Source organism: Bacteroidota bacterium, assembly GCA_039111535.1.
Lineage (GTDB): Bacteria > Bacteroidota > Rhodothermia > Rhodothermales > JAHQVL01 > JBCCIM01.
This window is the reverse complement of the sequence record JBCCIM010000053.1, coordinates 1-23,921: the sequence shown is the minus strand read 5'-3', so window position 1 is coordinate 23,921 and position 23,921 is coordinate 1. Positions and strand designations below refer to the sequence as shown.

At 52.7% G+C, this 23,921-nt stretch carries 12 protein-coding genes; 6 read left to right on the top strand and 6 right to left on the bottom strand.

Annotation, left to right across the window (positions count from 1 at the left end):
- Positions 1-35 precede the first annotated feature (35 nt).
- The 3 genes from AAF564_10470 to AAF564_10460 all read right to left on the bottom strand — a co-directional run bounded on the left by AAF564_10470 (position 36) and on the right by AAF564_10460 (position 15,065).
- A complete protein-coding gene (locus tag AAF564_10470) occupies positions 36-12,035 on the bottom strand; it encodes a hypothetical protein (protein MEM8485964.1) in 12,000 nt (3,999 codons plus the stop codon).
- A gap of 99 nt (positions 12,036-12,134) precedes the next feature.
- Positions 12,135-13,943, bottom strand: a complete 1,809-nt coding sequence (locus AAF564_10465; GenBank protein ID MEM8485963.1) for a hypothetical protein — start codon at positions 13,941-13,943, stop codon at positions 12,135-12,137.
- Between the two features lie 645 nt (positions 13,944-14,588).
- Positions 14,589-15,065, bottom strand: a complete 477-nt coding sequence (locus AAF564_10460) for a hypothetical protein (protein ID MEM8485962.1) — start codon at positions 15,063-15,065, stop codon at positions 14,589-14,591.
- Between the two features lie 202 nt (positions 15,066-15,267).
- Between AAF564_10460 and AAF564_10455 the strand changes: the two genes are divergently transcribed.
- The 3 genes from AAF564_10455 to AAF564_10445 are packed head-to-tail and all read left to right on the top strand — an operon-like array spanning position 15,268 to position 17,578.
- On the top strand, positions 15,268-16,353 hold the full coding sequence (locus AAF564_10455; protein MEM8485961.1) for a TM2 domain-containing protein: 1,086 nt from the start codon (positions 15,268-15,270) through the stop codon (positions 16,351-16,353).
- 13 nt (positions 16,354-16,366) lie between these two features.
- Positions 16,367-16,723 (top strand): MmcQ/YjbR family DNA-binding protein, encoded by a 357-nt coding sequence (locus tag AAF564_10450; protein ID MEM8485960.1) that lies wholly within the window; start codon positions 16,367-16,369, stop codon positions 16,721-16,723.
- Positions 16,724-16,780: 57 nt separating this feature from the next.
- Complete coding sequence (locus tag AAF564_10445; GenBank protein ID MEM8485959.1) at positions 16,781-17,578, top strand: RNA pseudouridine synthase; 798 nt, start codon at positions 16,781-16,783, stop codon at positions 17,576-17,578.
- A gap of 112 nt (positions 17,579-17,690) precedes the next feature.
- Here the strand turns inward: AAF564_10445 and AAF564_10440 are convergent, their stop codons facing one another.
- Entirely contained in the window at positions 17,691-17,981 is a 291-nt protein-coding gene (locus tag AAF564_10440; protein ID MEM8485958.1) for a family 4C encapsulin nanocompartment shell protein, read from the bottom strand.
- Positions 17,982-18,161: 180 nt separating this feature from the next.
- Between AAF564_10440 and hemF the strand changes: the two genes are divergently transcribed.
- From hemF to hemL, 3 genes are all read left to right on the top strand, one after another.
- Positions 18,162-19,055, top strand: coding sequence for an oxygen-dependent coproporphyrinogen oxidase (hemF, locus tag AAF564_10435; protein MEM8485957.1), 894 nt, complete (start codon positions 18,162-18,164; stop codon positions 19,053-19,055).
- A 173-nt stretch (positions 19,056-19,228) separates the two neighbouring features.
- Complete coding sequence (gene hemH / locus AAF564_10430; GenBank protein ID MEM8485956.1) at positions 19,229-20,530, top strand: ferrochelatase; 1,302 nt, start codon at positions 19,229-19,231, stop codon at positions 20,528-20,530.
- 62 nt (positions 20,531-20,592) lie between these two features.
- Positions 20,593-21,897, top strand: a complete 1,305-nt coding sequence (gene hemL / locus AAF564_10425) for a glutamate-1-semialdehyde 2,1-aminomutase (GenBank protein MEM8485955.1) — start codon at positions 20,593-20,595, stop codon at positions 21,895-21,897.
- A 16-nt stretch (positions 21,898-21,913) separates the two neighbouring features.
- On the opposite strand, the gene AAF564_10420 is transcribed toward hemL, so the two are convergent.
- Both AAF564_10420 and AAF564_10415 read right to left on the bottom strand, forming a co-directional pair.
- Positions 21,914-22,618, bottom strand: a complete 705-nt coding sequence (locus tag AAF564_10420) for an ABC transporter ATP-binding protein (GenBank protein MEM8485954.1) — start codon at positions 22,616-22,618, stop codon at positions 21,914-21,916.
- A partial coding sequence (locus AAF564_10415; protein ID MEM8485953.1) for a DUF5687 family protein occupies positions 22,608-23,921 on the bottom strand: 1,314 nt, incomplete at its 5' end. The genes AAF564_10420 and AAF564_10415, both read right to left, overlap by 11 nt.

The following is a 23,921-nucleotide window of genomic DNA, read 5'->3' as shown; positions in this document are numbered from 1 at the left end:
ACAGGGTAAGATTAAACGATATGGGAGCTGATATATCATTGATCAGAATCGGGGGATCTTGCTAAGACGGTTTTGCTGACGGTTGTTTGCAGGCCGGCCCCGTTGGTGACCCGCACTTCAATTTTGAGCGTTCTGCCCGAGCGTACAGCCGGCTGGTTGATGTTGAACGACTGCTTCGGATACACACCCTGCGGCGTGACAATCTCAAACAGATCGGTCCAGGGCTGTAATTCGCTCTGGTCTACATTGTCGAGGAAGCGGTATTCCACTTTCCTGATTTTAGACTCGGGGTCGGCCAACTCGTCCAGTACCAGGGCAAGCGCGTTTTCGAAATAGTGCAGTGAAATCACCGAGGCCGGCGGTGTTGCATCATTCTGGATGTCAACGCGGACATCTTCCGTAATGCTATTCACCAGGCCGGCGGTATTCAGGATTTCTACTTCAATTTTGTACGACGCGCTCTGCTCAATTAAAGGGAGCTCCTTAAAGACTATCGTTCCCGGGAAGTAGCCTTCCGAAGTGATAGGCAATTGCGTCCACGTTGTTAGTTCATCACCTGTTGCGGTATCGATGATCCGGTACTGTGCCTGCGCAATGGCAGACTGGGTATCTTCGCTCGATCCGATCTGGATTTCCACTGTGTTTGGGTGTAACGGATCGTAGGCATTGCGGTGCGCAACAATGAGCGAGGGTGAATCTGGCGGACTCACATCGCCGGGTAACTCAACCGTTGAGCGCCGTGTACTCGAGAGGCCGGCGCCGTTGGTTGCGCGGAATTCTGCAGCCAGCACCGCAGCACCGTCATAAGGGATTTCTGCCCGGGGAATTGCGATCGCTGCAACCGATACGCGGATGTCATTCGGGACTGGAATCTGGATCCAGTCGATAAATACGGTTTCCGGATTGTTGCTATCGACCAGGCGGTAGGCCAACGCCGCGATTTTGGACTCAGCGTCGCGGAATGCACCAGGTTCAATCAGTAGATAGTCTGTGCCGAGGTCGCTTTCGCGGTAAGACACTTCAACTTTGGGCATCTGTGGGGCAGAATTATCCAGATTGGCGTTTACTTCCCGTTCGAGGGTAGTCGCGAGACCTGCTTCGTTTTTGGCTTCTACTTCCAGCGTAAAGGTGTCTCCCAACTGCTGTGCAGAAAGCGGTGCCGAGATTGCCGGCAGGCGAATATGGTTGCTTGTTACCAGTTCCGGTGAAGTCCAATCTACCACCGTAGCCTCCTGGTCGTCATTTGCGTAGACACGGTAAGCAACAGACGTAATGCGTGATTCTTCATCGGTAATTGCGCCGAGATAAACAACAAGTCCCGGATCGCCATGGGCTGATGTAATGCCTGTGAATGCAAGTTCAGGATCGGCAATCACTGGCGCGGTGCGATCAACAATTACGTCGAGTGTTGTGTCTGCCGTTGACGCGATGCCGGCACCGTTGAGGGCGCGTGTTTCAATCCGCAATTTGCGGTTGCGGCTAAATTCGGGTAGCACAATCGAAACGTTGTCCGGTGCAAAAATGCCGGCTTTGTTGATACGCGACACGTCGGTCCAGTCGACAACCACGTCACTGGTGTTCTGGTCATTCACAACCCGGTAGCTCACCTGGGCAATGCGCGAGTCGGCATCAGTGATGTCTCGCAGGTTGAGCGTGAGTGCGTTGGGGGAATCAGCTTTGTGGTACCCGGAATAGCTATACGCAAGCGGCTGGATTGCTGGTGCTGAGGTGTCGCTATCCAACTTCAATTGACGCTGCGCCTGTGCAATCGGCGACGAACCCTGCGCATTAAGCAAGCGCACAGCAACTTGTACCGTTGCCATGTCATCCTGCATACGGAAGGGCAGGTAGGTCGTGAACGGTATGTCTGGTTTTGACGTCCGGTAAGGCACGGTGCGCCATGTGCCACGATCGCGGCTTCCCATTTCGTTTTGCTGGCTGTCGAATACAGTGATTTTGTATTGCAGCGAATCGAGCAGCGTATGGGCGTCGATACTCGGGAACACGGTCAGCTCCAGTTCATCCTGGCGAATGGTGTTGTCTTCGTCAAAGTGGAAGAGCGCTACGTGGGGTTGCGCCGGCGCACCGTCCAGGAATACCGTCTCAGTGTCTCGGTCGATTATGCCAGAAACGCGGGTGGCGAGTCCGGCGGCGTTGCGGATTTCTACTTCCAGTGCATAAGCTTGCGTTGCTGCAAGGCCAGGTAGCGTAGTGTTCAAGGTACCCCCGGGCATGGTGAATGACATGCCATTGAGCGCGATATCTGTCCATGCCGTGTTGCTGCCTGTTGAGAGGTCACGGACCCGGTAGCGTGCACTTGCAATGCCTGATTCGAGATCACGGCTTTCACCGAGGTATACCTTGAGTGGAATTTCTTCTTCAGATGAAGCCGCTGTCGCTTCGAGCAAGAGCGATGGTGCCAGCGGCGGCGTCAGGTCTTCGGACCTGTCGAGCGGGCTCGCTGCTATGGTTTGCAGGCCCTGCTGATTAATAAGCTGGACCTGGATACCAGCTTTAATGCCTACGGGCACTTCTGATGCATCGATGCTTGTCGTAAGGCCTGGAAATGTTGGGAAGGGCTGGACCAATTGAAGCAGGGGGCGCCAGCTTTGTAATGCCTGCTGGTTTGCCATATCCACAACCCGGTAATTGACCTGGCTGATGTAAGACTCGGGATCCTGGCTTGCACCAACGGTAAGGAGGATGTTGCCTGATGCAGCTTGTTGTGTCGAGGCTACTTCAAGGGTTGGGGAAGTCGGCGCTGTGTTGTCTTGCTCCAACTGCAGGAAGCGTACCCCTTTGTTTGAGGTAAGGCCGGCAGCATTGGTTGTTTGAGTTTCTACAATGATGGTGCGGCTGCTCTCAAATGCAGGCAGGGCAATGTGCTTTTCAGACGCCGGCAGAATAAAGGTTGGGCTATTGGGGTCGAGGAAGAGGAAGTCGTCCCATGGCGAAATCTCGTGCCCTGTTTTGCCGTCAATGATCCGGTAACGTACCGCGCTTATGCCCGATTCAAAGTCCTGGCTTCCGCTGACAATAATGCGCAACTGGTTTTGGGCCACTGTATTGTAGAAACCGCTGTGCGCTATGGATACGAGTGGCTCACTTGGCGGTGTAACATCGCGGCCCGGAATGTCGAGTACTTCGTTGACGATGGTTTGTAGCCCGGCGCCGTTCGTAATGCGCAAGTTCAGCGCAAACCGTGTCCTGCTTTCTGGCAGGGTATCATCGTTAAGGTTGATGAAATAGGTCTCATAGCCGGCGCGGGTGTCTCGATTCGGAAAAGACTGGAGCGGCTGCCAGATTGCGTCTGCCAGCGTAGCGCGCGCACCTTCAAGCAGCGCATACTCAATCAAATCGATACCTGATTCTTCATCAGCGACTTCACCGAGGGAAAGGGCAATTGCACGTGGATGCTTCAGGTCAAATTCGTTGAAGTAGGAGATGTTTTCGATAGCGGCAAAAGGCTTGGAGTCGTCAAGTGCCAGAGAAATTGAAGCGCTGGCATCTGACGTAAGGCCGGCTTCGTTCCTGACTTGCACCTCAACCCGTACTGCCAATTCTTTTTCCTGCACGGGCAGGCTGGTTTCTACAAGCCGGCCGGCGAAGTAGTCGGTACTTTTCTGAAGTTCAGTCCAGTCCTGAAGGATTTCTTCTTCATTGCGGTCGTTGACAATCCGATAGGTAATCTGCTCGATGCCTGACTCATCATCTGCCATAGGAGCCAGGTCAAATTGCAGGGTATTTGGGGTGTCGCTGAAATAGGAGGAATATCCAAGATTTGCAATGCGAGGCCTTGGTGGCGGCGTCTGGTCTGATGGAATCAAGGGTGAATCTGCTTCTGCCATCACAACATCAGAAGCAGGGTCAACGGTTACGGTGAACTGGCCTTTTTTGACTGCCGGGACACCGCCGGCGCCACGCACGCGAAGCGTAACATTTACATCACGCTCCGTGGTCTCTCTGTCGGGCTTGGCCGTGAAAAAGGAAAAGCCAGGCGCATCGGATACACTTGCAAATTGTGGCGCAGCATCTGCCTCGTAAGAGAGGGCAAGGCTGGTCTCTACCAGGTCTACCGGATGCGTTGCAGACCACGTAAGCATTGTATTATTGAGGAAGCCTTCGCTTGTTGGGGTAATACTGATGTCTTCGATGACCGGAGGAATCAAATCATCTGCAAGAATCCGGTAGTTGCCGCGGTAGGGGACAAACTGGAACGCATAGTTTACTGCTTCGGGATCGAGCCGGCGGATGGTACCACGCCATGTCCGGTATTCCTCGGCCATGCCGTACAGCGTTGTTGTAAAGCGCGTTTGGATATCATAGAGCGGATCCAGTGCAAGCGAGAACGCACCGTAGGCTTTGCCCAAAGTGTCCATGCCCGTAGCAAATTGTTCATTGCGGGCATCAAGGAGCGACGAGAGGGTGTCACTGAGTGCCGTGAGGGCAGCCATCGGTACATCGTACCAGAGATCTTTTGCTGTTGTCTGAAATTCAGCTTTCAGCCCATCTGCATCAAGCCCGGAGAGGTATTGGGCAAAGCGCTGATCTTCTGGAAGATCTTCGCGTGCCCACGCCGTATTACGGGCCAGTTGGCGCACCTGGTTGTGTCGCTGTCGGGTGATGTCGCGCAGTGCGTCTTCGCTGTTTTCTTTGTCGTTAAACGTCCGCAAGTTTTCACGAATGCCACGATCCACGGCGTCTTCCTGGGTTGCCAGCCAGGTTGCTTTTTCCTGTGTCCAGTTGAGTAATTCCCAATCACTGTCAATATGCTGCGCGTAATATTCTGAAATGGCGCTTGTGGCTTTGGTAAAGTCGATTGCCTGCTGCGGTGAGCGCGCAATTTTCAGGTTGACCATGTTTAATTCAACCCCGCCAACTGTGCGGAGGAATTGTACATCGAGGCCTTCATTTTTCTGCTTGAATTCCTGCAGGCTTGCCTGCTGTGCAGCTTGCAGGGCAGCATCTATCGAGAAGCCGGCCTGCGGGTTTTCTGCGTTGCCGGGCCAGGTGACAGAGGTGACAGGAAGCGTGGTCAATGCCGACGCGAGTTCAACATAATCTGAATTCCAGAGCAGGGGACGGGGAAGGAGGCCATTCAGGGCAAATATGTCTGAGTCTGCAGAACGCTTGGCGGCTGCAACACTCGCAGTCATCCGGTTGAGTGCATCCTGGGTTTTAGTGTCAGGCGCCGGCAGGTCCTGGTTGGGGGCGTAGGCAGGACGGCTTGTATCGTTGTATAGGCCTTCACGGAGTGTTTCCAACACCTCGGGCAACGCATCAGCCGCTACAGCATCGGATTCAAGCGTGGCCCAGGCTTCTCCGGTTTCTTTGAGGGCTGCAGCACCCTGCGCAAAATAGGGAAGGTTGCCCGAACGAACGGGGTTAAAGGCGAGCGTTTGCTGTACCTGCAACGCGTTACGTAGTGCATTGATGGCGTTCGTTGCATGCACCGGTACAGCGTTGCCAAACTGTCGCGCGTCCGTAATCATGCGGCGGAACGTTGTATTGCGTGCATCGCCGCCATATACCTCTCCTTCCTGCAAAGAGAGCCAGGGGTCGATGGGACCCGAGTAGACAAAGGGCACATCGGCGAATATATTTCTGGCTGCATAGAAGAGGCTTTCATCATTGTCTTCGATGAAGCTACCATAGAGCTTTACGGGCGCAACGGTAAACCCTGGAATGAGATCAAGTGCTGCATCAAATGCTGCATATCCTTGCAACGTGCTGCGACTCGGGCTCGACCAGACCGACAGGTTGATATCTCTTTCGAGGGACAAAGGCCCGGCTTTGAGATTTGGGGCTGTATGCAAATCGAGCAGCAAGCCATCTTGCCCAATGAGAAATTGGCCAGGTAAGTTGATGGTGTCAACGAGATCTACAGTTGCACGGCCAGCAACAGACCATGAGAGGCCGCTTTCGTGCGATGCTGCTGTTACGTTAGCTTTGAGAATGCCGCCGGCCAGGGATACATAGTTGAGGCTTACATCAGCCAGTCCGAGTAGTTGTTGCGTGTCTTCCGTGGATGATTGCTCTACCAAGAACATCCCGGCGTTCAGTGCATCCTCCTGTTCGAGGAGCGCGCCGTCAAGATCCAGTGTGGTGAACTGCGTACCTGCTTCCATGAGTCCGGTGCCACTTAATACCGGGATTTCGCCGTTTGCGAGTTGTAACTCAACAGGTAAAATGGCGTGGAGGCCAGTATGAGAGAAGCCGGCTGGTTTGTTGGATGAAAATCCGTTGTTGCTACGTTCGTTGAGCGCCAGGTCGACCAGCGCCAGGTCACTTGCTGTTGGATTCAAAAAGAGGCCACCGCCGGCAAGCGATGCAGTAGCGGCGCCATCGAGCAGATCGAGGGTACTCGTCGATGGATTAAACAACATGCCAAGGCTACTTTTGCCGTCAATTTCTCTGAGGGTACCGGTGGTACCTAACCGGATGCCGCGGAAGGTAGTTGTACCCTCCAGGGCAAGGGCAGCTACTGTGGTGTCACGCGTCGTTGTCAGGTTGCCCGTTACCGCCCCCAGTTGATTCAAATTAATTGTTGTACTGGTGAACTGAGCTGCCGGCGCTGCACCATTTTTCCTGATGATCAGGTTACTGTAGGTGCCATGCAGGTATTTATCCGTCAAGGTCATCGACAGGCTGTCTCCACAGACAGCGCCAAACTGGATGCGCGAGACAGTGCTGGAAGTTGTAGCGCCAGCACCCGAAAACCCGGGTTCATTGCTTGCACGACCGTTAATGCCAAGGTTTACGCAGCCTACTTCAAAGAGCCCCGATTGCCCAAACGTAATGCCTGCGGGACCTGCAGACTGGCCGAGCGACTGTATGCCTTCAGGGGCGAGGGTAATGTTGTCAACCGGAAAAACGCCGGCAAGCCCAGGTACTTTGAGCCGGCTCAGGCCGCCCAGCGTAACCGTCGGCACTTCCGGATTTGGCAGTGCCAGGGTCTGGATTTCCGTATCAAATAGTTCTTCCGATAGTGTAAAGGCCGGGCGATTGGCTGCCGGCTGTTCTGCCACAAGGTATTGCTGTTGCTTTGCCTGGGCAATGATGATACCCGGGTGCCGGCGCGTGCTTACGCCATCGCCAAAGTTGATCGCAGCGTGCAACGCTTCCCCGGTAGAATCTGTGCTAACGGCACCTGTTGGGACCTGCAACGACGCCGCGCTGTGTATTCTGTTATCTGCGGCGAACTGCGGGTTGAAATGCAGATATGCACCGTTGATGTTGAACCCGCGTTGTGTTGCGTTTTCATCTGTTTCCAGGTTGTTCGCCATCAAAACAGGCTGGCTGGCGGTGCCTTTCATGGTGAGGGACTGGCCCTTGCTGTTTAAGGTCAGGGCAACCGGCATGCGGTCTGAGTAGAGGCTGGCCGTGGTTTCATCGATGGTCTGGTTGCCGAGTAACACCCGCCGGCCATCAGGCGTAGGCAAGCGCACCGTGCCTTCGACGCCAAGCATTAGTTCTCCGTCCACGGCTTTCAGGATCAGTTCTTCAATCCAGAAATGCTGAGAAATTACAGGGATGCGTGGGAGATCCGCCAGTAACCTGAGTTCTTCGGTACTGCTGGTTGTATTGCGCCCGAAGCTGGAATCGCGCAGCGTTATTGCGCCGTTTGTCGACAGTTCAATGCCAGAAAATGGCAACAGGTCTGTCGGCGTGCCAAAGGTATGGTGCGTTTCTGAATTGTTATTCAGGCTCAATGCCGGCGCAAAAGCACCATCAATGGTAGTGACCAGCGTTTGCTCAGCGGCGTCGTAAAAGATGTCAGCAGCTTCGAGGTAAGCTGTCAGGAATCCGTTGAAAAAAGATTGGGGCGCATCAAACTCGCCAAGTTGGGTGACATAGACGCCGCCCGGCCCAATTTCCATTGCAACTTCTGAAACAAAATCCTGGCTTATGGTTGCGGGCATGACGAGCGCGCCGGTCAGTTCGAGAACGGGCATGGGGGCGGCGCTCAGCACAGGCGGAGTTGAAGGATCAAGCAACAATGTGGCCTGGTCAATGGCAATTTTTTGCGTTGCCGGCGCAACAGCGGCAAGCGCCCATGCAGTAGCCGTAGAGGCATAAGTTGCTTCAAACCCAAGTGGGGCAGAATCAACGTTGGCATGGTTCAGTACCGGACTATCAATTGCGCCGTTTAGTGTCAACCGTAATGCACCCGAAGCACGCATGACATGTGCTGAGTGTGGCGACAGGGATAGGGTGCCGCTGTGTAGGGCGTAAGTAGCCGCTTCCATATCAACAGAAGCAAGGCCATTGGCGAACAATGCCAGTGTGGTTTCAACTTCTAAGTCCGGATCGTCTTCATCTCCTGTAAAAGATGCAGGGACCTTCAGTTGGCCCGTCAGGGAAAGTTGTTTGGATTCGTCGTCGTAGCGAACTCCGGTAATGAGCAGGGGGGAATCGCCAGTGAATAGCTTGACAGGGCGATTGGCAAGGTCGTGTTCGATGGTGCCGCCGGCGTAGGCGAGCCCTTCTGTCAATTCGATGGCAAAGGCAACAGGGATAGCAAGGCTGGTGCCCAGTTGCGGAATCACAAGATTTACAGTGGCTTCATCAGCTGTTTCCAGGGTCCGGTTGCCTTTGTTTGCCGATTTTCCAAGCGCAATGTCATCCTCGCCTGCCTGTACGAGGTCGAGGTAGGCGCCAAATGCGCCGGGTAACTCGATGCGTTCAGGCAGCAGATTGTCGGCTGTCTGGAGATGAAATCCGTCTGCATCGAGTGTTGCAATCCTTACGCCAGATGGATTATTGCGCGGCATAAGTGCAGCACTGCCTTTGTTAGCCTTTCCAGGGTGCAGGCCCAGCCGGAAGTCGCCCTGCGGCCGGAGGAAAAAGGCGTCTGCTGTATTAATGTCGGTGATTGCAACCGTACTATCGTTTGCAAGGGCAAAGCCTTCTGCCGTCAAATGCGTTTCTTCAACGCTGATCTGGTAGCGTGGGGCTGTTACCGGGAATTCCCAGAGCAGGCGTTCAATTTGCACGTCAGCTTCTTGCACATCGCCAGTTAGCAAGTCGAGTACCAGCGGTCCTGTTGCGGCAGCTGTTTGACGTGATCCTCTGCGGCTAATTGATGTTACCTCGCCTGAAAGGAGGTAACGCCGGCCTGTCTCATCCGTGGTGATTGCCAGTTCGGCTTCTTCAAAACCGGCTGCAACAGGGCCAAGCGAAAATGTAGTACATGGGGCAAAAGGTGTGGCGTTGCCAGAAATTTCGCCTGCTGCATTAATTGTGAGGGTCAGGTCTGGCACAGCGCACGGCTGTGTGCTTCCCGTAATGGCTCCGGAGAGGTCGAGCGTGCCGTGCGCGGAAACGACGAACGCCTGTGCGTCATCCGTTACGGCAAAAGCACCGGAAATAGCGTGTGCGTTAAATACACCGGCTTCCATTGGAAGCGTAAGGCTGCCTTTCGCCGGTGTGTAAGGCAAGATGTTGCCGCTAACCAGTCCGTCTACAATCTGCGCATCCTGCAGTGTAAGTGGCAAATCAGCAAAGCCATCTGGGAAGCCAGCAGCATCCCGCAGGTTTACTTCAAAATCGTAATAAGGCGTGACGGTGGCCGATCCATTTTCGCTTTTTCTCGCAACCAGGGTCGTTGGAATGCGATAGGCAAGCAGGCTGAGGGTAGCTGGGCCTGCCTTGCGAGCAAAATAGGTGAACCCAGGTGTACCCGGATGGGCTTCTTGTGCAGGGATATAGAATTTGTGCTGGTGCAGTTCAACACCCGTAAGCGGAAGTGCAAGCCTGGACGTGCCGTTAAAAGGCATTAAACTGGCCTGTAAATCTGCAACATACCGGACGGGCTGTCCATGGGTGTAGTAAAGATCGAGCGCCTCAATTTTATCTACTTGCAGGCCGGCGCCATTTAGCGATATGGAGCGGGAGTTGCTTTCATTTTCAATTGGCGCAAACGAATCAATGGCTACCCGTCCTTCCCCAGTGTAGTAGAAGTTGAGGGCTGCTGCAGCAACAACGTTATCCCCTTTGTTCAGGTTGAAGGTACCGGTAACGTCGAAACCGCCCTGAGCTGGCGCAAAGGCATTGAGCGGTACGCGTAACATGCCCTGGGCGTCAGTGATATCCATGCTAACGTTGCCGGCTTCGCCATCCAGGAAAATGTAGGCATCTGCTTCGGCAAGATCGATGGCACCGGTGACTACGCCGGCTTCATCCATCGTAAACTGTATGGGCTCAGCATTTCGAAGGGGTTGCCCAAAAAGGGTAAGCTGTCCTTCAATATCGATTTTGACTCCTGTGTCGGTATGCCGTGTTTTGAATGCTGTTGGTGCGATGGGCAACCCAAGGGCATCAAGCGTGATGTAGGCTGCAGTTTCATCAGGTGTTGCTGTAATCTGCCCACTCACCAGTTGTCCGGTCTGGGCGTCGATAACTACATCTTCCAGTGAGGCAGTGAAGTGATGCGCTGCATCAGGTGTAATCCGGTCGAGGCCTGGCAAGGCAAGATGGAGTGGTACACCGGGTTTGCCGGTGACACTGAATTGCCCGCCAGCGGCCGGTTCTATGTCAACCAGCGATTGTCCTGCCCGTTTGAGATCAATAAAAGCAACCTGCTCATCCGGCAATTGTAGTCGGTCCGGGATTTGGGCGATGACGGGGTCGCTCTGGTCGATCAAGTGAAACCCAGTCTCGTCTGCGTATGCTTGGGCAACGCCGCCAGCAGCAAAATCTACACGGCCCCGGGAGATTTGGAATGGCGCGAAGTTGAGGGTGAAGTCACCAGAATATGTAGCCGTCCACTCTGTTTTTGGCAGACCCGTATAGGAGACAATTGCCTTTTGGGTGCCTCTCGGGTGCAATCCGTTGCGGTCAATGAATACATCTGCGCCAAGCTCGAGGAGCAGGCCATCAGGGAGTTCAAGGGCTTCACCAGATGGCACCGCGCGATATCCGGTGAGTGCGTCTGAAAGCGGGTTTATAGCCACTTCAAGGGCAATGGCTTCACGAAATGTGATGCTGCCTTCAATAATAGATTGCGTTTCTGCGTCAATGAGCAGTTTGTCGAATTGCGCCTCGCTCCCGAGTCCCATGAGCTCAATGGGCAGCGCACCATCTATGAAAATTTCTGTGTCTGCGGGATCGATGTCCGCGCTATCCTCAAAATCATAAATCAGGAAAGGATCACTGACAGGGAAGCTCCAGGCTGTGATCATGGATCCAAGTCCGTCTTGACCAACAGTGAACGTGTAAAACTCTGTTTCACCCTGGTCGAGAATTGGCATTTGCTCGTTTACGTCGCGTGCGCGAACCTGCCAGGCGTAGTTTTTACCTTCTTCAAGCGGCAACTCGGCAAGCGTGTAAACAAAGGCCGTTTGTCCAACGAGGCCTTCTTGTACCAGTGGGATGTTGCTTTCGAGTGCCTGGTAGGGCGCTTGTCCCGGAAAGACTTCAACAATCAACAATTCATATTCGAATGTGCTCGTGAAAGGGGCGCCCGTAACAGGGGTCCAGGAGAACACGGGAAACTGAGAGTTTAACGCGGTTTGATCGAGTGGCGTGAGGAGCAGGGGAGGCTCAGCATAGCGTACACTGAAGAAAGCCATGCCCGGTACGGAAGGGATGAGGGCCAATTCATCATCAACAAGTGGTTCGATGCTAAGCACATAGTCACCTTCAGGCAGCAGGCCCGATTGATCAACACTTGCGTTGAGCAATTGGATCAGTTCTTCGTAGGGCAGCGGAAATTCAATGGCCGGCGGATCGTCAAAGGTGCGGTAGACGTGGATGCCGGGCGTGTACGCGTTGGCTTCCGACGTCATGTCGATACGCGTTTCCCCGTTTACTTCCAGCGTAAGCCGGAACCGGAAATTTTGTGGCTGTCGGCTTGGGCTCACGTAGATAAACTGCGTCGTAAACAAGCCTTGCTGGTAGCTCCGTTCGAGGTCTGCGATATAGGGCGAAGACAAAACGGGAGGGATACCGGTGAAGACAACCTGGGCTGTCCCCTGGGCATGGGCTTGCTGCAGACCAAGTTCTGGCAGAATCAGGCCCAGGTGCACGAGCATGGCAAATACCACTGCTGTGCACAGGCTATGGCATCGGGTGCTATGTGTCGGCGAAAATCGCTGCATTCAACTGCTGCTTGTACGTAAACTGTTGGGGGATTAAAACCGATGTTCAAATCGGAGTGTTGACTGAATTTCCTGAAAGTTGCCGCGCAGGGGCTGGTTGGTTGACAGACCTCGCACGGAAAGCCGGATCACATCCCGGAGCGTCACGCGATACGTGCCGGTCAGGGAGAAGGTGAGCTGGGTAGATTTTTCTGTTTCTTGCATTGCCGCTTCTGCTTCCAGCAAGCGCTGGAACGTGAGGGTTGTGCGAGACAATCCACCCGTCAGGTTCACATTTAATTTTCTGTTGAAAAAGCCATAGCTACCGCCGGCTACAACACCTACTGCTTTCACATCTGTTGAGGGCGCTTTGCTGTTCACGAGGCTCAAACTGCTGTTGAGTGCAAGTCCGGACGCCAGAATCACATGATGCCCCAATGTGGTAGAGGTGTTATTGAAATCAATGGTAGGCCGCGGCGCATTATCGCTGCGTTCTGTTTTGTCGCTAAGCGACTGGAATGTTGTGGTGAGCGAAAATCTGTGCGTCAGGCCATTGATGGCGCGCGTTAACACGGGCGCTAACATCAGGGAACGTGAAAGCAGCCGTTGCTCGAGTGGTGCAAACACGGGGTCGCTGCTCAGCGGGTTGTTGTTATTTGCCAGGCGGATAAAGGAGGCATTCAAAAAGAATTCGTCAGACAATTGTGCCTGGGTTGAGAGGCCGATCTGATTGCGCTTGAGGGTTGCTGTGCGGTTGTTGTCGAGGTTGTTCCGCCGGCTGGTAACGTCGAGGGCCACCTGCATTTTGTTGTTGAGCAGGCGGGCCTGGGGCTGGAAACGAAAGACTGCCTGATCGCTGCGTGTGTAGGGCCGGCCCAACGACGTGAATCCGGGTGCTACGCGGCTGTAAGACGTGAGGATAGTGAGCTGATCCAGCGTTTCGCTGACCGACGCTGAGAAATCCTGTATGCTGTATCGTGCGCTGAAATCGCTGGCATAATCAAACCGGCTTCCAACGCGCGGTGTAAACAGGCCAAAGAAAGAAGGGGTTAGATCACCACTTGTTTCAGCTGCGCGCACGTCACGCGTGAAGGCAGATCCTGTGAGTTCGCCACGGATTTCGAGGCTGTTTTCAAGCAAGAACAGGCCAAAAGAGGGCGTGAAGCTTACGTTTTCAGCCGGCTGTGCCGCTGTTTCTGTGGAAAGCGAAGTCTCTTTGTCGCGCGCAATGAGTCCTTGCAAGTGGAAGTGGTTTGCTGTTTTGGGGCCCACGCCTACGCTGGCAGAGAAAAGATTTCGATCAAACGCCGGGCGCCTGATGAGTGCACCTACGCCGGTGTCAACAGCGCGGCGAGACCTGCCGGCCATAAAGGAGAAATAAAGATCACCGGGCGCATAAGAAAGCGAAGCACCGCGGACGGTGGCGCCATTTAATCCATATTTATTCAAGCGAGGGCTGAAGTCGCCCACTGTAGCATCCCAGTTGTTGTAAGCAACAGAAGCGGCAACACGGTTGAGCGATTGACGCAATCGATCGTCTTCCGTGGAAAGGAGGAAGTCGAGTCCGTACCGGACATCCTTGATAGACGCGCTCGTTTTACCAAATAGCCGCCCGCTTCCATTGGGCCGGCGCGCATTGATACCGCTAGCGCTGTAAGCTTCTGTAGAAAAGCCCACGGTACCGCCCAGCGTAACGGGCCCCCAAACGGTCGAAGGGCGTCGGGATTGTGCATCGGCCTGGGACGGCCACGCAGATCCGAACACGAGAACGAAGCTGGAAATGATAAAGAGAAATTGAAACGGAGAGCGACGCAATTTGCTGAAACTGTTAATAATGACTAATTCATCAATTAGGCTGCGCATACCAGTGCGGAATATCATCCTTGAATCCCTTATGCTCAGGCAAGGCCTGAATGCAGAATAGCCAGCATCAGCAAGATGTTGGCGAATCTGACGGCTCCTGTTTCCGGCAGGACCGGGGTTTTAGGGCCGAGGCGTAGGAAATACAAGAGGATAGGTCCCCATCAGATGCACACGATAAGCGCTTGAAATAGTAATTTTTTAAGTCTTATGCGCACTGCTTCTGCGTCTTTGGCTCAAAGCAAAGGAGATCTCTTGAAAGTGGTCTAAATCGCGTCTGTAAGGGATTTGATGGGGCATTTGCGGGTGCTTCTGCCGGCCAGGTTAATTGTGAAAATCCACTTACTTTCAAGGATGCGAAAAAACAGAAGAACTGGACAAAAGAGTTTGCTATCGAACGAAAGCTGCTAGAATGCGCAGTGACTAGAAGAACGTGTTAGTTAGATCAATGAATGCGCGCCGTGGGCGGCACAGATTCTTAAAAGTAGTTCGCAGGAAAAGTGCCTTGAGTGCGGTTAAACTACTGTTGTTCTAAAGCGACAAGAAGTGTGGTTTAGAACAGCCTAACGTACGATAGGTCGGGGGGCACAGTTCCGGTTTTGGCGGGTAGCCTGTAATTACTTATAGTAGTTGTTTAATCATATACTGTTATTGTAGCGCATATTTATGTGCGCGCTGGTAAAAGTCCATTGCCTCGGCATGTTGTTCAAAAGCACGGCAGGCTTCTGCAGCCATGAAATATACCTGAGAAGGATCTGCATTGTACTGTGCTGGTGGCTGTTCAGCGTGGAGGCCTTCCAGGAGTTCAGCAGCATATACAAATGATTCAGCTGCGGTCCACTGATCGCCTTGCTCCCAACGGGCGCGGCCGGCGAGGTGGTGGATAAGCGGCTCATGTTCTGCAATCTGAAGCGCGGCTTCAGCATGGGTTAGTGCATCAGAGAACCGTTCCTGAAGAATGGCAATCTGAATAGCTTCGACGCGTGCAGCAAGTGCCTCTTCGCGAGACAGTTCATGGTAGTTGAGGGTGCCGAACAGCATGCCGGCCTCCTCCAATTGACCCTCTTCGAGTAAGCGATATGCAGTACTGTAGGATGTGGTGTTGCTACTAGCTATTGCTTGCATGGGGTGTTCTTATTTTTCTTATGCTTTCAGTCTATCTTAGGACCGGGGCGTCGATTGATGTGAACTAATAAAAAGAAGGCTTACCTGTTAAATGTCACGATTGTGTGCAAATTACATGGCAAGGCTCTAGAGAAATCACTACGACTTGTAGGTCATTCTTCCGAATCGGGGTAATACATAGGCGCAAACAGCAAGGTATGTAATGGAAAGTGAACGGGTAGGAAAGGGCAATATCTTAAAAAATACTGCCTCCAAAGCCGCACATGCGATGCGTGCAATGCCGCAGGCTTTTGTAGCCGCACCTGCTGCGCCATACCAGCAAGTTGACCCGATGGTGCACAACCAGTTAGTTCGTGAACTCCATACCTACCGACGGAAAAATGAGGGTATTGCACGCGTGCTGTGTTATTTGGGCGGTTTTCTTGGCCTCCACAGGTTTTATGTAGGACAGGTGGGATACGGTATCCTGATGCTCGCCACGTTGGGGGGCGTACTGGTATGGTGGATCCTGGATATTGCAAAAGTGCGCAGCATGGTTACGGCATACAATGCCGAACAGGATCGCCGCGAGGCTGCTGACGAACCTCCCATCGGTATGGACTACGTACCTGTGGCAACACCGGACGCATTTCTCGATTATCCTGCCTGGGGCCAAGCGCGTCTCAACCCAAAAGGCAAACCCCAAACCCGGTGGGGCAAACGGCGAGAATTTATCGCCGACGCTTTGGCGTTGCTCTTTTTTGGGTTTTTGCTGGGGGCGATCACTGGAGGTTCAGGGTATAACGGCGCCGCCTATGCCGTTGTAACCATGGTACTGATGATCAATTTTGTCGATATGCTCGTTCCCTGGCACCAATGGCCATTTGTAGGTGGCATGATTCACTGGGATTACCGGTTGCGGCTATTTTATCACTTTAATGAACCGGGCCGGCGGTGGAAATTATACATCCGCCCATTGCTCGGTCTGCTCTACGCACCGTTTAATAAAAAAGCCCGGACAGAAGTTTTACTGTATCTGGAGCTTGGCAGTGTGTTCGTTGCCGGCAAGCTTGTGCTGGGGCTGTTCTTTGGTGACACCTGGGAAATGATCAGAACCCTCAATTTTGACGGATTTATGGGTAACTGGGCGGAAAGCATGGCACTTGGTTTTATTACGGTTTATGGGTTTGCCGCACCCATTGGTGCATTGCTCATGAAACACGTCCTGTTACGCCGGGAAAACTATATCCGGTGGGGACTCAGTCTGGTTGTTATTTTCTTTTTGTATACGGGCTACATGAACGGATAAGCGCCGGCTACCCATGAACTTCGAGACCTTCTGCAATTATTGCCTCCAAAAGAAAGGCGTGACTGAGACCTTCCCGTTTGATGAGACGACCCTCGTGTATAAGGTGATGGGTAAAATGTTTGCGCTCACCAACATCGAAGCGCGTCCGTTGTCAATCAACCTTAAATGTGATCCTGAACGGGCGATCGAGCTCAGAGAAGCTTATGAAGCAGTCCAGCCTGGCTATCACATGAGCAAAAAGCACTGGAATACGGTGGTATGCGACGGCACCCTGCCTGATGCTGACGTGCGCGAATTGATCGATCACTCGTATGCTCTGGTTGTTAAAGGCCTTACACGGGCTGATCGTGATCGTTTGGCTGTATTGTAAGATGCTGCGCAGAAATAAGAGTTGTGCTGTAATATGAAAGGAGCAGAACGAAACAGGATGGATCAAGGAAAAAGCGCCGGCAACCACAAGGGTTCTCAAGGAAAGGGGCGCAAATCGAGAAGCGTGTCGACCGATGCGCCGCTTTCGCTTGCTGACGGCATAGCCATGGTGGCGTCGCGGGTATTGTATATGGACAATCACCTGCTCATTGTAAACAAGCCGGCCGGAACGCTGACACAGGGGGATGCTTCCGGGGACAAAGATTTGCACAGCCTCGCCAAAGCCTACCTCAAAGATCATTTCAACAAACCCGGTAATGTATTTTTGGCCTTGGTACACCGATTGGATCGCCCTGTATCGGGTGTGATGGTGTTTCCCCGTACCTCAAAAGCCGCCAGCCGCGTCACGCAGCAATTCAAGCAGCGCACCATCGAAAAGCGGTACATCGCCATGGTGGAAGGCCGGCTTACAGGCAGCGAAACGCTGGTGAACTACGTATGGAAAGATCATCGCAAGGTACGCGTTGTCACAGCTGACCATCCAAAAGGGCTACGGGCAGAACTGACCTATAAGAGCCTGGCAATAGAAGGCAATCGATCGCTGGTAGAAGTGAAACTAGGTACCGGGCGTCCACACCAGATCAGGGTGCAACTTGCCAACATCGGACACCGCATTATAGGAGACTTTCGTTACCGCGCAAAAACAGAACTGGATGGCCGTAACCTTGCCTTGCACAGTTACCTCCTGCGGCTGGAGCATCCAACGCTGGGCGAAAAAATGGGCTGGACCGCACCGCCGCCAGATTCTTGGGGCACGGCGTTTAAAGCGCATATTAAGGGATTGGTGAAGGGGTGAGGAGAGAGCAGTTTGGAGAGAGGAGTGTGGAGTGAGGAGTTTGGAGTGAGGTATGTGGTGGTTAATGTGATTTAGAAGCAACCCGAAAACCCGAAAACCCGAAAACCCGAAATTAGCCGACTCTTTGAATAGTTACTTCATCGACGCAACGGGCGGGGGCGGGGAGTACGCAGACGGTGTCTTTCCGAAGGGGATCCACAACGATAGGAAAGAATTGGTAAGTTTCAAATGCACCTGCATCTCGGTTAAAGCGCTTTCCCATAGCTTGTTGCATCGTTGTATAGGCCTCGGGGCCAAGCATGATGTATTTGGGTTCAATCGCGGTTTCCTGCATCTGACGGATGCTATCATTTACAAAGTCCAGAATTTCTTCTTCCGTCGGCGCATACTCTATAATGGTCATGTATGTAAGGATTAGGTGATTGTCTGTATACCGTTAAATGGCAGTACCCTGTATCTGGCGAGGTTGTTGCTTTCTTTTTGGTAAGGTATGCATTACACTGTAAGCTAAGGAATAGATATTACTGTGGAAAAAGAGACCCTGATCAATTCTGTGTTGCAAGAAGAAGCTCCTGACCAGTCGATGGCGACGCGTATGCAGACGTTTGTACAGCGTTTGCAGGATGATATTTGCCATGCTTTTGAAGCCCTCGATGGGGGGGCAGCCTTTCAGGAAGACTTTTGGTCTCGTGAAGGCGGCGGCGGCGGTCGTACCCGCGTGATGGCGGGTGGAGTGGTATTCGAAAAAGCCGGTGTAAACACGTCAGCGGTGCACGGCATTTTGCCGGAGCGTATGGCCAAGGTGCTGGATGTGCCGGCAACGCAATTTTTTGCAACGGGTATCTCGCTGGTTGTGCACCCAAGGTCGCCTTATGTGCCAACCGTTCATGCCAACTTCCGTTACTTTGCACTTGGGGAAAATCTACATGCCCCGATTGACCAATGGTTTGGTGGTGGCGCGGACCTGACGCCGTATTATCCGTACATCGAGGACGCACAACATTTCCATCGTGAATGGAAGAAGGTTTGTGATGCCCATCCGCTTGCTTCGTATGCTGAATTCAAAGCACGTTGTGATGCGTATTTCTACCTGCGACACCGCAAAGAAACCCGCGGTGTGGGAGGTATCTTCTTTGATTATGTACGAAATGAGCCTGAAGAAGCGTTTAATTACGTACAGGATGCCGGCAATACGTTTCTCGACGCCTACCTCCCCATCGTAAACCGGCGCAAAGATCAGCCTTATGGTGACCGGGAGAAACAGTATCACGAAACCCGACGCGGGCGCTATGTCGAATTTAACCTGCTTTTCGACCGCGGCACTCGCTTTGGTATTGAAACCGACGGAAGAACGGAGAGCATCCTGATGAGCTTGCCACCCGCAGTGCAGTGGCACTACGATTGGCAGCCCGAGCCAGGATCACCCGAAGAAAAGGCGCAGTGGTTCTTTGAGCCGCGCGACTGGCTCTCCCTTTAACCCCGTAGCTTGCGTGCAAACAGTGTGTATCAGGAAGTGACTTGCTTTTTCCTAACTCCCTGAAAATACACAACACCCGATTCGTAAAAACTTCAAGGTAAAGACGGAACTGAAGGGTGTCTAAAATCCATTTAAGCCCTTACTAAGCACGTAATTTTTGTCGTATACATAAAATGACCCCAAGACAGTTTCTGAAGAAATATGAGTATGATCAGCGCTTGATTACAGGAGCGTATTACTCAACTGATCCCCTCGAACTAGAGAAAGGGGATAAAGTGGCGGTTGTATTACTGAATCTTGGTGGCCCCAATTCAACCAAAGATGTAGCGCCGTTTCTGTACAACCTCTTTATGGATCCGGCCATCATAGATATTCCCTTGAAAGGGATTTTGCGACACTGGATCTCAAGCCTGATTTCTAAAACCCGCTCCAAGAAGGTTGCCAAAGACTACGAAGAGATTGGCGGTGGGTCACCGATCAACAGACTGACAAAGGAGCAGGCGGACCATCTCGAGAAGCACCTCAATGAAGCGTACGGCAAAAAAGCCGGCGTTTCTTTCCACACCTACGTGGCAATGCGGTACTGGCATCCTACAAGCGAAGAAGCTGCTGCGCAGATGAAGGCTGACGGCATCACAAAAGTGATTCTGATGCCGCTGTACCCCCAGTACTCAAAAACGACAACCGGATCTTCCTTGCTATACTGGTGGATGTTGGAAGAAGCCGGCGAAATTAATGCCTGGCCGACTACGTTTGCTTTTGAATATGCAGCCAACCCGAAATACTTGAAAGCGCTCAACGAACGCATTGATGAAGCACTCCAGCGCTTCCCACGGGAAATTCGGAATGACGTACACCTTGTGTTTAGCGCCCACGGTACCCCAACGCGCGAGATGAAAGAGCGCAGGGATCCGTATTGCTGCCTGGTGAACAGTACGGTAGAGCAGGTTATGAATACCCGCACAGACGACCGTACTTTCCACGTGGCTTTCCAGAGCAAAGTTGGACCGGCAGAATGGCTCACCCCAAGCACGCCCGACAAGCTTGAGGAACTGGCCAAGAAAGAGGTAAAGGCTGTACTGATGGTCCCGGTTGCCTTTGTGTCGGACCATGTCGAAACGGCATTTGAACTCGATATTGAAATTAGGGAAGAGGCTGAAGACTTTGGCATTCACCACTATGAAGTGGTTTCCGGTCTCAACAGCCATCCGCTTTTCATAGAAGCGTTGGGTGAAGTCACTGTCTCCCAACTGGTACTGCCAAATCAGGCTGACGTACAAACGTCTGGTGATGGCGCACCTGCTGATGCGCGCAGCTATCCATTGCGCCCACTAAACAAGTTGCCCCGCTATAAATCTGAAGACCGTTGCACCCGCTGTCATCAGTGTGAGTTGATTACCGAGGCGCGTAAGTGGACGATTGATGGAGGCCCAGCCATAAATGCCCCGAGCGTTAGCACAGAGTCTGCTGCGTAAGTGTGTAAGGCTGACGTATGTTGCGGCACTACGTTTAAGACCCCGTTGATTTATTTTATTTGATGGCCAATTCTCCTAAAGCAAAGAAAAGTGCTGAAGCGTACAAACGTGCCCAGCATGTAATCCCTGGTGGGGTGAACTCACCGGTCCGTGCATTCAAAAGCGTTGGTGGGACGCCACGCTTCTTCAAAAAGGCTGCCGGCGCCTACGTAACCGATGTTGATGGCAACGCCTATATCGATTACATCGGCTCCTGGGGGCCCATGCTGTTTGGCCACGCTGATCCCGATGTGATCAAGGCGGTTAAGAAAGCAGCTGGACATTCCACTTCCTTTGGTGCACCCACTGTCATCGAAATAGAGCTCGCAAGCCTGGTGTGCGAACTTGTGCCCTCTATCGAAAAAGTACGGTTTGTCAACTCTGGGACTGAAGCGACCATGAGCGCCGCTCGGTTGGCACGTGGTTTTACGGGAAGGGATAAAATCATAAAGTTTGAAGGCAACTACCACGGACATGGCGACAGTTTCCTGATTGCCGCTGGAAGTGGCGCGATGACCTTTGGCGCGCCGAACTCTCCCGGCGTAACGCCCGGGACAGCGCAGGATACCCTGCTCGCTCGCTACAACGATTTATCACACGTGGAGGCCATTGTAAAAGCCAACGAAGGCGAAATTGCCTGCATCATACTGGAACCGATTGCCGGCAACATGGGATGTGTACCGCCTAAACCCGGATTTCTGGAAGGCTTGCGATCGTTGTGTGATACCCACGGCATTTTGCTCATTTTCGACGAAGTGATGACAGGCTTCAGGGTAGCACCGGGCGGGGCACAGGCTTTGTACGGTGTATTACCCGACCTGACCACGTTGGGTAAAATTGTTGGTGGCGGGCTGCCTGTAGGCGCTTATGGCGGCAGGGCAGACGTAATGGATTATGTGTCGCCCGTTGGTCCCGTTTATCAGGCTGGAACGCTTTCTGGTAATCCACTTGCCATGCATGCCGGCTTTGCAACCCTTAAAAAAATTGCTGACGACCCCAGCTTTTATAGCCGGCTCGAGATTTACGGAGCTGCGCTCGAAGAAGGGGTGCGCGATATCCTGTTCTCACTCGGACACAGCTGCTACACAACCCGCGTCGGGTCCATGGGATGCCTCTTCTTTACCGACGTCGAAGTTGTGGATTATGCCACTGCAAAGACTTGTGACACAGAGACTTACGGTCGTTTCTTTCATGCGATGCTTGATGCTGGCGTGTACCTGGCGCCTTCGCAGTTTGAGGCCTACTTCTTCTCAACCGAGCATGGCCCCAAAGAACTGGGTGACACCCTCAAAGCGTATCGAAAAGCGTTGGAAGTGGCGTTGGGATAAGCACGTATGGTGCTGGTTACTGTGTGGCGAAGTACGTTTCGAGTTCGCGCAAGGTGGCGTCAGACGTTTGGATTTCTTGCGCTAGCTTGCCTTCTTCCAGTACGGCAATGCGTTCACATACTTCCGTTACGTGGGCAAGGTCGTGGCTTGAAATCAGCAAGGTTGATCCTTTCTCTTTGTTCAGCTTTTGCAGCAAACTCTTCAGTACAATTTGAGAGCGGGGGTCCAGGTTGGCAAAGGGTTCATCGAGGATCACAATTTCAGGCTGCACAAACATGGCGGCGACAATGCCGACTTTCTTGGCGTTGCCCTTAGAAAGGTCTCTGATGTATTTACTGCTGGCATGTAGCGCGTCTGCAGGCAGAAAATCACGATAGGGTTCAACGCGGGTGATGGTCTCTTTTTTAGAGAATCCGTACAGGCTGCCCACAAAAGAAAAGAACTCAAGGGGCGTGAGGTAATCGAGCAGGAACGATTCGTCGAGATACGAACCGATGTGGCATTTCCAGTCGTCGGTTTGTGCTACAATCCATTCGTGAATGGCAATGGTGCCCGTATCTGCGCGGAGAAGGTCGAGCAGCAGGCGGAGGAAGGTCGTTTTGCCGGCTCCGTTGTTGCCGACAAGGCCAAAGGTAGCGCCGGACTCGATGTGCAAGGCCGGGATCTCCAGGGCAAAAAACTCGCCGTATCGCTTGGTTAGCTGTTCTACTTCAACTCTCATATTGCCTGAATCCTGAAGCCATCACGTACTTTTTGTCGAGTAGCTGCTCTGTGAAAAACAAGCTCCATCGTTTCGACAGAACCAGACTAGTCACACCAATACCGCCGATAAACAACAACGCAGTCCAGGTGATGTTCTCCAGGAAATAGAGCAAAATTGCCGGGGGCGTTATCGTGGGCAGGATCCAGAGCCAGTGCATGGCTGAGAATCCTTCGTAATTAAAGAAGCTGCCGCTTCGGGCTATGTTGACCCGTCGCTGGTTGCGAACGGCCAAGGCAAGCATCAAAACACTCGTTACGCCGGCGTTGTAAAACAAAAACGTAACGTGTAACAACAGCAGGTTAGGGCTCAAAAATATGAAAAGCGGCAGGCTGATCAAAAAGAAGACCAGGCATGAACCCTGCAGCAACATCAGTTTTGCCAGAATCAGTTCTTCTGGCCGGATGTTGCGGGCAAGAAACCCGTCAAAATAGGTGCTTTCCCAGGAAAACATAAGCTGCCCGTAATTCAGCGCAAACGTACCTGAAGCAAAAATACCTATGATCGCCGAGATTGCACGGGAGCTAAACACCTGGCTTTCAGTGAGCATCAAGGCGATGTATGCCACAGCAAAAACTACAGAAAGCAAAAAATAGTGTTTGGGCCGCTTGTTGCGCCAGATCATCTTGAGTTCAAGCAAGATCAGGTTGAGTACCTGCCCGCGTTCGGGCGCAAAAATGATGTTGGTACGCTGCGTGCGCTGATGCTGGGCAACCACGGGTGAGGCCAGCAGGTTTTGCTGGATAAGCGCGCTTGAGTATAATACGATGCTTACCGCGAGCGACAAAAGCAGGCCCAATAAAATCAGATTTTGCCGCAGCAGTTCTTCAAACAGTATCTCCGAAAAGAGCTGCAAGTATTGCGTATTTATCACCTGGTCGAGCACCAGCAGCGATGCAAAGACGCTGATCGTGAGCACGTAGAACCACGTGTTTTTGGTAAGAATTGCGCGCAGCAGGTTGTTGGTGTAGTGGGAAATGAGCAGGATGAGCGTGATGCCGGCGAGCCAGAACATCGCGCCCCCAGGACCCGGATAACCCTGCCACAAATACCGTATGCTGAACGGGATGAAAAACAGGTAGGGGATTATATTGTGGAAGCTCAGGAGAGAAAACGCCTGAAAGAAGTAAACGAGCCGTTTTAGGCTGATCGGCAAGTGCAGATAGGGCTGCATTTTTAGTTTTTGCCCTTGCTGCAGAAAGAAGCGAAGGGAAAACAGTCCGATAAATATCTCAAGCAGGTACCTGTTGATAAACCCAATTGG